At 63.6% G+C, this 14316-nt stretch carries 15 protein-coding genes; 5 read left to right on the top strand and 10 right to left on the bottom strand.

Annotated features, from left to right (window positions below):
* Positions 1 to 3: 3 nt before the first annotated feature.
* Positions 4 to 3918, bottom strand: coding sequence for a PD40 domain-containing protein (locus AOT83_RS17515; protein WP_070943077.1), 3915 nt, complete (start codon positions 3916 to 3918; stop codon positions 4 to 6).
* A 446-nt stretch (positions 3919 to 4364) separates the two neighbouring features.
* Positions 4365 to 4913: a TetR/AcrR family transcriptional regulator gene (locus tag AOT83_RS17510; protein ID WP_057964754.1), complete on the bottom strand. Its 549-nt coding sequence runs from the start codon at positions 4911 to 4913 to the stop codon at positions 4365 to 4367.
* 175 nt (positions 4914 to 5088) lie between these two features.
* On the opposite strand from AOT83_RS17510, the gene AOT83_RS17505 reads away from it, so the two are divergent.
* Both AOT83_RS17505 and AOT83_RS17500 read left to right on the top strand, forming a co-directional pair.
* Positions 5089 to 5658, top strand: coding sequence for a carboxymuconolactone decarboxylase family protein (locus tag AOT83_RS17505; RefSeq protein WP_057964678.1), 570 nt, complete (start codon positions 5089 to 5091; stop codon positions 5656 to 5658).
* Positions 5655 to 6629 carry an MBL fold metallo-hydrolase gene (locus tag AOT83_RS17500; RefSeq protein ID WP_057964677.1) on the top strand — a complete coding sequence of 325 codons (975 nt, stop codon included), beginning with the start codon at positions 5655 to 5657 and terminating at the stop codon, positions 6627 to 6629. Before AOT83_RS17505 ends, AOT83_RS17500 begins: the two co-directional genes overlap by 4 nt.
* Before the next feature lie 14 nt (positions 6630 to 6643).
* Here AOT83_RS17500 and AOT83_RS17495 read toward each other — a convergent pair whose 3' ends face one another.
* The 4 genes from AOT83_RS17495 to AOT83_RS17480 form a co-directional block, all read right to left on the bottom strand.
* Positions 6644 to 7246, bottom strand: coding sequence for a M15 family metallopeptidase (locus tag AOT83_RS17495; protein ID WP_057964676.1), 603 nt, complete (start codon positions 7244 to 7246; stop codon positions 6644 to 6646).
* Between the two features lie 14 nt (positions 7247 to 7260).
* The gene (locus AOT83_RS17490; protein WP_030095512.1) at positions 7261 to 7722 is read right to left on the bottom strand and encodes a hypothetical protein; all 462 of its coding nucleotides are present in this window, start codon (positions 7720 to 7722) and stop codon (positions 7261 to 7263) included.
* A 45-nt stretch (positions 7723 to 7767) separates the two neighbouring features.
* Positions 7768 to 8595 (bottom strand): DivIVA domain-containing protein, encoded by an 828-nt coding sequence (locus AOT83_RS17485; protein WP_030095511.1) that lies wholly within the window; start codon positions 8593 to 8595, stop codon positions 7768 to 7770.
* Between the two features lie 229 nt (positions 8596 to 8824).
* Positions 8825 to 9118, bottom strand: a complete 294-nt coding sequence (locus tag AOT83_RS17480; protein WP_030095510.1) for a YggT family protein — start codon at positions 9116 to 9118, stop codon at positions 8825 to 8827.
* A gap of 207 nt (positions 9119 to 9325) precedes the next feature.
* Between AOT83_RS17480 and AOT83_RS17475 the strand changes: the two genes are divergently transcribed.
* The 3 genes from AOT83_RS17475 to AOT83_RS17465 are packed head-to-tail and all read left to right on the top strand — an operon-like array spanning position 9326 to position 10865.
* Entirely contained in the window at positions 9326 to 9790 is a 465-nt protein-coding gene (locus AOT83_RS17475; protein WP_057964675.1) for an SRPBCC family protein, read from the top strand.
* Complete coding sequence (locus AOT83_RS17470) at positions 9787 to 10122, top strand: metalloregulator ArsR/SmtB family transcription factor (RefSeq protein ID WP_030095508.1); 336 nt, start codon at positions 9787 to 9789, stop codon at positions 10120 to 10122. Before AOT83_RS17475 ends, AOT83_RS17470 begins: the two co-directional genes overlap by 4 nt.
* On the top strand, positions 10119 to 10865 hold the full coding sequence (locus AOT83_RS17465; protein WP_057964674.1) for a DUF899 domain-containing protein: 747 nt from the start codon (positions 10119 to 10121) through the stop codon (positions 10863 to 10865). Before AOT83_RS17470 ends, AOT83_RS17465 begins: the two co-directional genes overlap by 4 nt.
* A 57-nt stretch (positions 10866 to 10922) precedes the next feature.
* Here AOT83_RS17465 and AOT83_RS17460 read toward each other — a convergent pair whose 3' ends face one another.
* The 4 genes from AOT83_RS17460 to ftsZ all read right to left on the bottom strand — a co-directional run bounded on the left by AOT83_RS17460 (position 10923) and on the right by ftsZ (position 14259).
* A complete protein-coding gene (locus AOT83_RS17460) occupies positions 10923 to 11564 on the bottom strand; it encodes a cell division protein SepF (protein ID WP_030095506.1) in 642 nt (213 codons plus the stop codon).
* A gap of 88 nt (positions 11565 to 11652) precedes the next feature.
* Positions 11653 to 12363, bottom strand: coding sequence for a YggS family pyridoxal phosphate-dependent enzyme (locus AOT83_RS17455; protein ID WP_057964673.1), 711 nt, complete (start codon positions 12361 to 12363; stop codon positions 11653 to 11655).
* On the bottom strand, positions 12363 to 13070 hold the full coding sequence (pgeF, locus tag AOT83_RS17450) for a peptidoglycan editing factor PgeF (RefSeq protein ID WP_030095504.1): 708 nt from the start codon (positions 13068 to 13070) through the stop codon (positions 12363 to 12365). Before pgeF ends, AOT83_RS17455 begins: the two co-directional genes overlap by 1 nt.
* 37 nt (positions 13071 to 13107) lie before the next feature.
* Positions 13108 to 14259 (bottom strand): cell division protein FtsZ, encoded by a 1152-nt coding sequence (gene ftsZ / locus AOT83_RS17445; protein ID WP_030095503.1) that lies wholly within the window; start codon positions 14257 to 14259, stop codon positions 13108 to 13110.
* Positions 14260 to 14316 lie beyond the last annotated feature (57 nt).

The following is a 14316-nucleotide window of genomic DNA, read 5'->3' as shown; positions in this document are numbered from 1 at the left end:
CCGCTACAGCGGACACGGCGGCTCATACGGTAATGAGGGTAGGGTTTGTTTCCAGCGCTGCTCATTGAGCGCGCCTCGTGTGCTTTCGCAGATTCGACGGGCCGCGTTGTCGGCGTTGAGGTTCCACAATCGCAGAGCGCCGTCGCGGCTTGCGACGTACAGGCGTGTGTCGGGGGCGAATGTCACTCGCGATCGGGATGCGCCTTGTTCTGGGGTCAGTGAGTCGCCGATCAGGGTAGGTCTGGATCTGTTGGTAACGTCCCAGAGTAAGACGGTGCCGTTGTCTGTACCACTTGCCAAGGTGTTTCCGGCGGCACTGAAAGATGCCTGGGCGCCGCTACTGCCGGTGGGGAGCGGATCTCCTAGGGGTGCCGGGCGCAAGGGGTTGGCGATGTCCCAGAGTCGCAGGGTTTGGTCTTGGCCGCCACTAACGAGTGTTTTGCCGTCGGGGCTGATGTTGAGAGACTCGACTGCGGCGGTGTGTCCTGTGAGCGCGGTTTGTGAGGCAACGGGTCGGCGCGGGTCGCTGATGCTCCAGGTTCGGATGGTTCGGTCGGTGCCGCCTGCGATCAGATATGCACCATCTGAGGTGAAGGTGATGGCGTTGACGATGCCGGCGAATCCGCGTAGTGGCTCCGAAAGGCGTTGCGGTTGTCTGGGGTTGGCGATGTCCCAGAGTTGAACTGTGTCGTCGGTGGCGGCGGTGGCCATTGTGCGCCGATCTGGGCTAAACGCGACGACGTTGGTGTACTTGGTGGCGTTAGGTAATTCGGCGAGCTTGATGGGATGCGCGATGTCGCTGATGTCCCACAGTGTCGTTGGCGCGGAGCTTAATTCGGTGGCCAATAGTCGGCCGCCGGGGTGAATTTCGGCTTGATATTCGTAGCCGCCGGCGCTGTTGTCGGGTAGGTGCAGCATGCCGGCCCGGGTCAGGTGGCCATTGTTGTTCCACAGTTGGACGAGGTTTTCGGAGGCGGTGACCATGACGGCACCGTCAGCACTCAACGATGGCGCGTTCACGCGCCCGAAGCGGTTCGGGATCAGTCCGGTTGGCAGCGTCCATAATTGGGGTATTCCGGATGTTCCCGAGGTCGCTAGGTGGTGGCCGTCGGGGCTGAAGGCGACTGACGTCAATCCCCCGCCGTCTACCAACGGTTGCCCTAGCAGCACTGGGTGCGCGGGGTCCAGTACGTTCCACAACTTGGCGGTGCCGTCATATCCGGCCGATGCCAGCATCGCTCCGTCGGTGCTGAATTGCAGCGACCATGATGCTTCGGTGTGTGCGGGCAGTGGGTCACCGAGGGCTTGTGGGTGTGCGGGGTCTGCCACGTTCCACATGCGTAGAACACCGTCTTCGCCGCTGGCGGCCAGCACGGTACTGGCGGGGTTGAACGCGACAGCGTGGGCGATATTGGTGAATCCGCCCAGCGGCGGCCCCGCTGGTACTGGCCGTGCCGGATCGGTGACGTCCCACAGGCGAACGGTCTTATCGTTACTGGCCGAGGCGAGGAGTTTCCCGTCGGCGCTAAACGTGACAGAGCGCACGGGACCGGCGTGCCCGGTCAAGCGGGCGCCAGCGCGGGGTTCGTCTGGGTTGGCCACATCCCACAATTGAACGGTGCGGTCATCGTCCGCTGTGGCTAACGTGCGACCATCCGGACTGAAGGCCGCCATGTAGGCGGTTCCGCCAGTAGGCAATGGTGTCGAACGTTGGTGAACATCAGTGGGATTCGACACATTCCACAATCTCAGGGTGCCGTCCCCGCTGGTTGAAGCCAGTGTTTTGCCATCAGGGCTGAACGCGACAGCGGTAACAAAACTGGTGTGACCGGTCAGCGGTGGCCCGCTCGGTGAGGGGCTGCTCGGCTCTGAGGTATCCCATAGCCGTACGGTGCCGTCGTCGCTGGCCGAGGCCAACAGCTTGCCATCCGGAGTGAACACCACTGTGTATGCCGCACCCTTGTGTCCCACCAAAGGTGTTGCCAATGGCATGTTTTGCGTGGCTTGGATCCGCAGGCGGACCTGCTGGTCATCGGGTCGCATTCTGCGGGCGACAAGCATCAGCTGGGCGGACAGTGCGGGATCATTGACCACGCGTTGGTCGGCAACGGATAGGACCTGTCGAAACAGTGCATCGGCATACTGGCGGCCAATGGCGCCGCGCGAACGCGCAGCGATCACTGCGGCGATGGAGGCCACCACGGTCAGCACCACCAGACCAATCACCGCAGTGCGTGCCAGCAGCATCAGCTGCCGCTTTCGTACACTTGAGGCAGCCGCGAACGCCGTTGCCGCAGGACTGGCGTCGTCATCGACGGACAGCCACACCAACGTGTTTTCTAGCCGCACACCCGATTGCAGGAAGGACGGATCGTAGTCGTGGTCCTTCCATGCGGCCGCGTCATCTTCAGCCCGTTGACGGATGGTCGCATACTCTCTGTCAGCCTCGACCCACTGCGCCAGCCGCGGCCACGCGCGCAAGACAACTTCGTGAGTGAAGGTCACCTCATCATCGGCGATTGTCAGCAGCCGTGCCGCCGATAAGACCTCTAAAACTTCCTCGGCAACTTCAGGTTCGGAGGTGCTGTCGACCAGAGTTTGGCGTGGTAGGCGCCGGCAGCTGTCACGTCCTGGATCTCCGATGCTGACCAGACGCATCAAGACACCGCGCGCGACGCGCCGTTGCCGATCGTCGAGGCGATCCCAGGCCCGCTCCCCCGTCTCAGCCACCGAGCCGCGCACACCACCGGCGGCCCGATAGCCGGCGACCGTCAATTGTCCTACGCGCCTCCGCGACCAGGTGCCGGCCAGCACGTGGGACAGCAGCGGAAGCCGCCCGGGTGCGTCTTCACCCTGGCCGACGCCGACATCGGTCAGGATCAAATCAACCAGCCCCGGTTCGATACGCAGCCCCGCGCCGGCTGCTGGCTGCACGACTGCTTCGCGGAGCTCCACAGAGGTCATGGGTTCAAGCACCATGCAGCGGGACTGCAACGCGCTGGCAAGCTCCGGGAACTCGACGCAGCGACCCAGCACATCTGATCGCACACCTGCGATCACTACCGCAGCCCGCCCGGTCAGCGTCGACGGCTGGCATATCTGGTGGAGCGTTGTAATAAATTGTGCCACATCGGCTCTGGGTACGCCGAGGGTGAAGAGTTCCTCGAACTGGTCGACCACGACCAGTAGTTGGCCTCTGTCCGCGCGGGCCTGTACATCGGCGCGCCCTAGCAGCTGCCGAAGTGCCGCAACCGGATCATCGCCCGGCGTCAATAAAGCAGTGGCACACCCGGCGTTGTCTCTCGGCTGTGTCCCCGATGCTTGAGGGTCTAGCGCCCCGGACCGGGCCGCGGGGATCAGTCCAGCCGACAGCACGGAGGACTTCCCCGCACCTGAGGGGCTGGTCAGGATGAAAATCCCCGGCTCGCCTGGGTCTGTTCTCGTTAGGAGACCGACGAGGTTGTCGACGGCACGGTGGCGGCCGTAGAAGCGAGAGCTGTCAGCCGAGCGGAACGGCGCTAGGCCCTGATATGGACATGCCGCGGACTCGACTACCACTTCGGCAGTGGCCGGGGCGCTAGCAGTCTCGCGCGCATCGGTCCACAACCTTTTCCAGTACTCAAGGGTGTACAAGCCGACTGCAGGGGGGGCGGGGGTCCGTTTTCGTGCTTCGGTGATCAAGGGTTGAAGCACAGCATCAATCGACTCGAACCGTTGCGGGAGTCGTCGGCCGCGACGCCAGTCACTGACACGCTGGATAGTTACTGGCGGTGCGCCGGGAGAACGGCGCTGCTGCACTGTGGTGGCCAAGGCTACCACCTTTTTCAGGGGCGGCTTCCCGGCGCAGACGAACAACAACGCAAGCGACTCAGCGAACGCTGCACGTGAAGTCTCAACATTTTCCGCCAGCGCAGCCATGCCCGATTCTTCGGGATCATCTTGGGAAGTGGACGTCGGCGACTCCATCAGCTCTGAGAATCGCCCAGGTCCGACGCTGCGATCTCCGGCTGCGGTGCGCACCACATGCCGATAAGCCCGCCAAACTCATCCCTGATCACGGCTCCGTTACCTCCTCGACCCTAGCTTTCCAGAATATCTAGTTACAGGAGCCCGCAGTGCTGGATACGGGGGCAGCACCGGGCGGTCGGCCGATGACCAGATCTGCGATACCTCGACTCGTGTCGCAAGGTGGCTAACCCCTCCATTGAGATCCCACGAACGTCGACCTGTCGGCCACTACTTCTAAAACTTCCGAAACCCTTTACATAGTGGTTCTATTTGCCCAGGTCGAAGACCTCGACCCGTGTCGTAGGTGGCTAAGTCCTCCCTCGGACACACACGACTGAAACGAGCGAAGCTGCTTTTTAGCCGCGACGCGACGTGAGATTGATCAACGGCAGATAGATGGTGTCGAACAGCTCCGCGAGCTTGTCGTCGTCAAACTGCTTGCGGGCGAAAAACAACTCATGGCGCATGAGCGCGAGAATGCTTGTCGCAACAGGCAATGGGATGTCTTCTGCGCCGATCTCACCGCGCTCGCGGGCCTCGGCCAATGCCTGCAGCACCGTTTGGTCGACCCATCCGGCAATTGCCGTGGTCATTTCTTCGGCCAACTCGTCGTCGGCCTCCGCCAATAGGCAGCGATAGTTCCCAATCCCGATGCGCTGCAGCTCCCGGAGCAAGGCCCCCAACAGTGCCAATACGTCTTCACGCAGGGAGCTGGCCGACGCGAGCCGGGTAGGTGGGTATCGCAGTGTCGGCAGCGCGTCGGCGACCATGTGCGCGCGTGATCGGTAACGGCGGTACAGCACCGGCTTGCTGGTCTTGGCTCGACGGGCCACCCCCTCAAAAGTGACCCCGGAGTATCCGTGCTCCTTCAGCTCCGCATACGTCGCGTCGCGGATTGCCGACATCAGCGCTTCGTCGCGCCGCCGTGTGCCGCCATCGGCCGGCGACGTTTCTGCGCTTTCCTTCACGCCTCCGGTAGACACGTTGCGTATCTTACGCGTGATACGATCGATCCATACAAGATACGATCCGTTTCTTATTGCACGGCCCTCGCCAGGACTGCCCGAGGAAAGGAAATCCATGAGCGTCGTTCTACCGACGGTGGCCGATTTGAGCCCCGCGCAACGGGAAGCATTCGAGCTGTTCCCCGCCAATCTGACCCGGGGCCTGGTGATGACGAAAAACAGTGCCAAGCCCTATCTCACACTGGGCCTCTCCTTCAGGGACGGCGGATTGTCCCCCGAGACCAGAGAATTGGTCATCTTGCGGGTCGGAGCGGTCACGCGCGCGCAGTACGAGATACACCACCATGCTCCCGAGGCACAGCGAGTCGGAGTGCCGACCGGGGTGATCGACGCGGTGGTGTCCGGAGCAGACTCGTTCGGCGATGAGCGCCTCGCTGCGCTCATCGGTTTCGTCGACGAACTCCTTGCCGGGATCGCGGGCCCACCCGCAAATACCGACGCCGTCCAGAAGTTCTACTCAGACAACGAAATCGCCGAAATCGTTTTGCTCACCGGGCATTACGTGATGACAGCACTCTTCCTCAAGACGCTGGGCATCACCGCCGACGGCGAGGATGCGACGCAGGACATCCTCACGACCGCCACGAACACATTGCGTGCAGAAGAAGGGCAGGAACTGATATGACACAGGACTGTGCGTTCCACAAGGGACTCGTCCAACTCGGCGGAGGCGCACACGTTTTCCTCTCCGGCGACGAGGGTTTCGGGCTCGCCAACGCGGGTCTGGTGGTCAGCGATGGCGAATCACTGGTCGTGGACACCCTTTACGATGTGCGGCACGCGCAGGAGATGCGTGATGCGTTCGGGCAGCACACCGCCAGCGCCCCGGTGCGATACGTATTCAACACGCACACCGACGGCGACCACTTCTTCGGTAACCAGGTATTCGCCAACGATGTCGAGATCATCGCCACCGAAGCCGCCAGTGCGCTCATGGTGCAAGAGCACGCCGATCTGACCGCCGAGCTCCTGGGCGGCAGCGCCGACCCGTCATCAGATATGCACGTGTTGGCCCCACTGGCCAAGCCCTTCCGCTTCGATGAAGTACGCGTCCGTCCCGCGGACACCACTTTCTCGGGCGAGAGGGCGCTTCGGGTGGGCAAGCTCGACGTCGAGTTGCACGAGCTCGGTCCGGCCCACACCGTCGGAGACGCGATCGCCTTCCTCCCCGAACACAAGGTGCTTTTCTCCGGTGACCTACTGACCCACGGCATCGTGAAAGTCGTCTGGTCGGGTTCGATCCCCAACTGGATCGCCGCGCTGGAGCGTATCCGCGCCTTTGGCGCCAAAACCGTTGTGCCCGGTCATGGTCCAGTGCTGGTCGGGGGCGAGATCGACGCGGCCATCGATCGCGGCATCGCGTTCTGGTCAGATTTACACGAGCAAGCGAACCGTCTCTACGACCAGGGCACCCCCGTCGAGGACGCGACAGCCCGCATGGACGTCACGAAATATCCTGAAGCGGCGGTCACCCTGCCGATCATCGTCGCGGCCATCTACCACGAACGCGACCCCGAAATCCCTTTCCAAAGCCTCACCCAGGCACTGGAATCCATCTCAGGACAGCTCACCAAGGCCGCAGCCGGCCCGAAGTAGAAGCGAGTCTGGGGTCAGCCTGCCGCGTTGGTACGCAGCGGCGGGCATTGCCCTTCGGCATCCGCGGTGAGCTCGTAGTGCCACTTCTCGTTGGCGAAGACCTGGCACAGGCCGAATTGCGTGCTGTGCGCCAGCATCCACCCGTAGGCCGATGCGGGGCCGATATCGACGGCCTTGCCCTGCACATGATGCGATTCGTCGGGAGTGGCCACCCACTGCCGTGCTACCGCCAGGCTTCCGTATGTCTGTACCGCGTCATCGAGTAACTGCTGCTGGAAAGCCCGCGACCGCCAGCCCGACGTGATCACAAGTGTCACACCGTCGGCCGCCGCGCTATTGGCGGCATCCTGGACAGCGCGCAGCAGCGGAGGGTCCAGCCTGATGACCGCTAGCGACGTGGTGTCGAATGGGCTTACCGGAGCGGACAATGCTCCCCCGTCCGGCTCCTCACCCAGCGTGCCGGACGAAGGAGGCTGCGGGACGGTCGTCTGGGCCGTCACCAAGACAATGCCGGCCACCGCATCCGAGTGTCCACCCGCAGCGGGCTCGGCGGCGTGGCATGCCGACAGTGCGAGCGTCGCGGCGATGGCCACGCCCACGACAGCGCTACGCGACATCTGGCAAGGTCCGGTCACGAGCGGTGTGGCTCGTCCTCATCATCGTCGTCGACGTCGAATTGCTCGTAGGTCTCTTCGGCCGAGGGGTGGTGGTGCGCCGCGGTGGCGACCTCCTTGAGGCTCACCGCGGCAGCGGCAGAGGAAGACGTCTCCGACACCCGTGGGATCACGGATGTCTCGCTTGGATCAGCTTCCGCCACATCGGCTTTCGCGTCACTCTCGGCAGAGTCGGCGGCAGGTTCCCCGGAATCTGCGCCTTCGGGCTCGTTCTCGCCTGCCTCGGCGTCCTGGTCGGACTCCTCGTCGGATTCCAGTGCACCGGCATGCCGGTCCCGGATCGCATCGACGATCATGAGCACCACGCCGACGGCGGCCGCGGCGATACAGACAAAGGCAAGAACCTCATTACTGGTGACCACCGCGGTCACCAGGGCCGCCAGACCGACTGCGGCCAATACCAGTGCGACGATCAGCATCGCGAATCACTCCTCATACGTGCCGCGAGCATAGACCGATCTAGATCAGTAGTTGTTCCCACGGTTGAACTGGCCGAAACCGGCTTCCTTGGATGCGTTTTCATTCGAGGCGCCCGCATCGACGGGTGCAGCCGAACCGCGCTGGCCAAGCTCCTCGAGCTGAGACTCCAGGTAGGTCTTGAGCCGGGTGCGGTACTCGCGCTCGAATGTACGCAACTGCTCCAGACGACCTTCCAGCACCGTGCGCTGCTGATTGATGGTGCCCATGATCTCCGAGTGCTTGCGCTCGGCATCGGATTGCAGGGCATCGGCCTTCTCCTGCGCCTGGCGCAGCTGGGTCTCGGAACGGGTCTGGGCATCCGAGAGTAGCGCCTCGGCCTTGGACCGTGCCTCGGTGACCGTCTTATCGGCGGTAGCGCGGGCCTCGCTGACAATCTGGTCCGCATTTGCGCGAGCATCGGCGAGCAGCTTTTCCGACTCGGACTTGGCGTTCCCGGTCAGACGGTCCGCGGTGTCCTGCGCCAGACCCAAGATCTTGGCCGCGCGGACATGGTGCTCCTCGGTCGACGCCGCGACGGGAGCGGCCGCCACAACCGGCGCCGGCGTGGGCTCGGGCTTAGCGGGCTCCGGCTTCTTCTCGGGCTTGGGCGCCTCGTAGACGGGGGCGGCGCCGCCACCCTTGCGGGCCTCGACCAGCTCCTGGTCCAGCTCCTGAACCCGCTGACGCAGATCCGAGTTCTCCTCGATCAGGCGGGCCAGCTCGTTCTCCACCAGGTCGAGGAAGGCGTCAACCTCATCCTCGTTGTATCCGCGCTTACCGATGGGTGGCTTACTGAACGCGACGTTATGTACATCAGCTGGTGTAAGCGGCATTGCCTGCCCCTATCAAGTCTCGACGTCTGGAATCGTATTGCAGTGTAAAGCGAACGTGGCGTCTCACTGTAACTGGCGTCCATCCTGTCACATCCGACCCGCCGGTCGCAGCAGAGCTTGTTAAGTATCCCTCTGACGTGCATAAAAATACTCTGAGGCTTTGGATATGACGCGCATTCGTATCCAGATCGATGTGAGTTGAATACCGAAATTCAGCGTCGCTGGAGGCTTAGCCAGCGGCCATCAGGAACGCCACCCGCATGCCAAAGAATCCGACCAAAAGCAACAAAGTAATGGACAAATCGAATCGCACCGCGCCAAGGGAGAGGGGCGGAATGAGACGGCGCAATAACCGCACCGGAGGGTCGGTGACCGTGAAGATGAGCTCCAGAATCACCACCGTGGCACCTCGCGGGTGCCAGTCACGGCTAATGGACTGAATCGTCTCGATCACTATGCGTGCGAACAGCAGCAAACAGAAAAGCAGAAGCGCATAGCCAATGATCTCAAAAAACAGTGCCAAGGGATCCCTCACCAACCAAGCGTGAAAACCACGCGCGGGCTTCTCTAACAACAGTCGCAGCCTACCGGCAGGCCCCACCGGACCGCCTGTCACACAACGAAACCCCTGGGCCATGCCACAGGTGCCACCACTAGCAACCAATGGTTGCATATCATTGAGCCGCCCCCTATGCTGAAACGCAACCGATAGTTGCGAGTAGGGAGAGACATGTCATACGAACGCATCGAGCGCGAGCTGTACATCGACGCCCTACCGGAGGTCGTCTTCTCCGTCATCAGCCGCCCGGAGCATATGAAGCAATGGTGGCCGGACGACGCCGAGTTCGCCCCGGCTCCGGGCGCCCGGGGCCAGATCTCCTTTCATGGCGAGGAAGCCGGTGAGGTCCATGTCTACGGCCTGACGCTCGTCGACGTGGAGCCGCCGCGGCTGTTCTCATTCCGTTGGTGTTATCCAGAAGGGCACTTGGCGAACGACGGGAATTCGCTACTGGTGACATTTGAGCTCACGCCCTCGGGCGCGGGCACGCGGGTGCGCATGACCGAAGTCGGCTTCCGGGAACAGGGACGCACCGAGGCCGAGGTCGTCGAACAGTACGAGTCGCATGAGGAAGGCTGGGCGCAGCACCTGCCCCGGCTGGCTCCCTGTGTGGGCGAGCTGGCAGGGCGGTCATGACTGCAGTAATCGACGACGACCTGTGGGCGGCGGTCGGCGATCCGACCCGGCGGCGGGTCTTCGACCTCATCCTCAACGACGGCGTGGCGACGGCCACGACACTGAGTGAGCGCCTGCCGGTCACCCGCCAGGCCGTGACCAAACATCTCGCGGTCCTCGACAAGGCGGGCCTGGTCCGCGCCACCTCCCAGGGGCGGGAGAAGCAGTATCGCGCCAACGGCGAGCAGGTCGCCCGCATCGCCGAGCAGCTCAGCGCCGTGGGAGCGGCATGGGATCGCCGACTGACACGAATAAAGCACCTCGCCGAGACCATAGAGAAGGCAACATCATGAAGACACCCCCGATCGTGTCGGCACCGGAATGGGACATGGCATACCAGCAGATGCTCGTCGAAGAGAAGGCATTCACCCGGGCGCGTGACGCATTGGCCGCCAAAAGACGGCGCATGCCCTGGACCGAGGTGAACGCCTCCTATCGGTTCGAGGGTCCGGAGGGGCCGATGAACCTCCTCGAGTTGTTCCAGGGGCGCCGTCAGCTCATCGTGTACCGCGCCTTTATCGATCCCGGTACCGGAGACTGGCCCGCACACGGCTGTACCGGCTGCTCGTTGATGGCCGACCACATAGGCAACCTGGCGCACCTGAACGCACGCGACACGACACTGGCCTATGTCTCGCGTGGGTCCCAGGCCGACCTGGAGCGGATCAAAAACCGCATGGGATGGAAAATCCCTTGGTACACAATAGTTCCCGAAAGCACCTTCGATCGGGACCTGGGCGTGCACGACTGGCACGGACACAACGCGTTCATCCGCGACGGCGACCGTGTGTATCGCACTTACTTCATCAACAACCGAGGCGACGAGGCGTTCAACAACACCTGGACCTTCCTCGACATGACGGCACTGGGCCGCCAGGAGACATGGGAAGACTCCCCGCCGGGCTACCCCCAATCCCCCGCGTACGAGTGGTGGGACTGGCATGACGAGTACGGATCACATGAACCGTCGCGATGGTTCGGCGACCCGGACCCCGACGACCCGCATGATCCGCGGCCTGTGAAGCCCTGCCACTAAAGCGAATTCGGGCGAGAAGATGCAGTTCGCATCTTCTCGCCCGAATTCGTCAGAGGTCTACTGGTAGGAGTAGAAGCCGCTCTCGGCGATCCGGCGGCGCTCCTCGGCGCTGACGTCGATATCGGCCGGAGACAGCAGGAAGACCTTCGTCGCCACCTTGTCGAACGAACCGCGCAACGCGAACGCGAGTCCGGCCGCGAAATCCACCACGCGCTTGGCATCGGCGTTGTCCATCGACACCAGGTCCATGATGACCGGGGTGCCGTCGCGGAACCGCTCACCGATGGTGCGTGCCTCGCTGTAGTCCTTGGGGCGCAGCGTGGTGATCTTGGACAACGGGCTGCCCTCTTCGAAGATCGCGGCGCGGCGCGGATCCATGGCCAGCGCGCCACGGGTGGGAGCGCTACCCCTCAATGAGCCCAAACGCGGTGCCGGACGGTCGAACTCACGCGGAGCAGGGTGCCGGGCGGCAAAGCGATCCTCCTCGGCGTAACCACCAGGACCACCGGAACGGTAGCCGGGCTCGTCGTAGCCGTACTCGGCATCGTCGGCGAACCGCTCGCCACGGCGCGGGTACCGGCGATCCTCGGCGGACGCGCGCCGGGGCGCATGCGCGTCGACGTCGTCGTAGTACTCGTCGTCGTAGTCGTCCATGGGAGCCATGCCGAAGTAGGCCTTGACCTTGTGCAGCGTGCTCATCGCGTGACCTTCCGTGCGTGGGCTATATGGAGTTCAGTTGTTCGCTCGGTCTCTACAGCTGTGTTGCAAATGTGACTGGAGTGACGATCTACCGTGACGTTAGCGGTCGTTGCCCCATCAGCGCCGTTCCGACACGCACACAAGTGGACCCATATTTAATGGCGGTCTCCAGGTCGTTGGACATTCCTGCCGATAAGTGATTCGCCTGCGGATAGCGCCGCTGAACGCGTTCGTGTTCTTGCTGGAGTCGACGAAAGGCCTGGTCGGCATCGGCCTCACGAGGAGGCAGAGCCATCAACCCGGCAAGCTCGAGATGCTCGCTGGCGACCACCTGCGCGCACAGCTCGTCGACTCCGGCCACGTCAGCGATATCCACTCCGCCCCGAGCGGTATCGCCATCGAGGCTGATCTGGAGGTACACGTGCAGTGGCTCGCTGCTGTCCCCCGCTGCGCGCGCTGTATCCAGCGCGGCGACCAGCCGCGAATTGTCCACCGAATGCACCGAATAGGCCCAGTGGGCAACCGATTTCGCCTTGTTGCGCTGCAGATTGCCCACCATGTGCCAGTGAATATCCGCATGGCCCACCTCCGCCACCTTGGCGGCAGCCTCCTGATCCCTCGATTCCCCGAACGCGCGGCAGCCCAACGAGTACAGCTCCTGGACGTCGGCCGCCGGGAAAAACTTGGTGACGGGCAGCAGTTCGATCTCTTGCGGGTCGCGATCAACAGCCTCGGCGGCAACGCGGACTCGCTCGCGCACCGCGGCCAGTGCGGTGCTCAGCTCATCGGCACGCGTCATCAACTGAGCCAGATCACCGAGGCCAGCCGGCCGGTACGCGGCTCACGGCGATAACTGAACAAATCCGGGTCCTCGACCGTGCAGCGCGGATCGATGTCGATTGCCCGCACACCCAATCCGGAAAGCTGCCGGGCGATTCCGGCCCGCAGATCCAGGCCCGGCGTGCCGGCGCCGGTCGTAGTGCGACTCCCCGGCAGCGCCGTCTCGACATCCGCGGCCATATCGGCCGGCACTTCGTAATACCGGCCGCTTACCGCCGGCCCGAGAAAGGCCGAGATACGGCCTACCTCCGCACCGGCTTCCACCATGGCTTCGACGGTGCGCGGCACGATGCCGAGTTTGGCGCCGACCCGACCGGCGTGGGCACCCGCGATGACTCCCGCGCTCGCATCGGCGAGTAGCACCGGGACGCAGTCCGCGGTCAGGACCGCGAGCGCGATACCGGGTTCGGTGGTCAACAGCGCGTCGGTGTCCGGGATAACCGATGTTCCGGGCCCCTCGACGCGGTGCACGTTGTCGCCGTGAACCTGCTGCATCCAGATCAGATGATCGTCCGGCAAGCTCAGCGCACCCGCGAGGCGTGACCGGTTAGCAGCCACCGCATCGGGGTCGTCACCAACGTGATCGCCGAGGTTGAAACTGTCAAAAGGAGCACGTGACACGCCACCGCGCCGGGTGGTGGTGACACGTCGAACTCGAAAACCCATACGTCAGAGGGTAGTTCGTCGGTTAAGTAGCAAGCCGTCAGCGCCGCATGAAGGGCGGCACATCGACATCGTCCTCATCGCCGCCACCGAGCGTCACCGTAGAGCCGTTGGTGTCCCTGGGCAGGCTCTGTGCGTCGATGGTGTCGAAAATGCTGGTCCCGTTGGAACCGTTGACCTGGCCGGCCTTCCCGGGAGCCACCGTGCCAGGCGCTGCCGTACCGCTGATCGGCTTGCGGCTGGGACCACCGGCGTCGAAACCTGCGGCGATGACGGTGACGCGCACCTCGTCACCGAGCGAGTCGTCGATGACGGTTCCGAAGATGATGTTGGCTTCGGGGTGCGCCGATTCCTGCACCAGCGAGGCCGCCTCGTTGATCTCGAACAGACCCAGGTCGCTGCCACCGGCGATCGACATCAGCACGCCCTGAGCACCTTCCATCGAGGCCTCGAGAAGCGGTGAGTTGATGGCGGTCTCGGCGGCCTTGAGCGCCCTGCCGTCGCCACGGGAGGACCCGATGCCCATCAGGGCGCTACCGGCGCCGGACATCACGCTCTTCACGTCGGCGAAGTCGACGTTGATCAGACCCGGCGTGGTGATGAGGTCGGTGATGCCCTGAACACCGTTGAGTAGCACCTCGTCGGCGCTGCGGAACGCGTCCATGAGCGATACCGCGGCGTCGCCCATCTGCAGCAGGCGGTCGTTGGGAATGACGATCAGGGTGTCGCAGCTTTCCCGCAACGAGCCGATACCGAGCTCGGCCTGGCCGCTGCGGCGCTTGCCCTCGAAGGAGAACGGCCGGGTGACCACGCCGATGGTCAGCGCACCGAGCTTGCGGGCAATGCTGGCCACCACGGGTGCGCCACCGGTTCCGGTGCCACCACCCTCACCGGCGGTGACGAAGACCATGTCGGCGCCCTTGAGGAGCTCCTCGATCTCGTCCTTGGCGTCCTCGGCGGCCTTGCGGCCCACGTCGGGGTCCGCACCCGCACCCAGGCCGCGCGTGGAATCGCGACCGACGTCGAGCTTGACGTCGGCGTCGCTCATCAGCAGCGCCTGCGCATCGGTGTTGATCGCGATGAACTCGACCCCCTTGAGGCCGTGCTCGATCATGCGGTTGACGGCGTTGACGCCGCCGCCCCCGATGCCGACGACCTTGATCACCGCGAGGTAGTTGTGTGGAGGCGTCATGGTCGCCTTCCTCCCTGGTTGCTGCCGTGGTCTGAGTAGCTGGAGCCTCTCTGCAAA

It is taken from the genome of Mycobacteroides sp. H001 (assembly GCF_001440005.1).
Classification (GTDB): domain Bacteria; phylum Actinomycetota; class Actinomycetes; order Mycobacteriales; family Mycobacteriaceae; genus Mycobacterium; species Mycobacterium gwanakae.
Note: the sequence above shows the minus strand (reverse complement) of the source record. Positions and strands in the feature narration are given on the sequence as shown.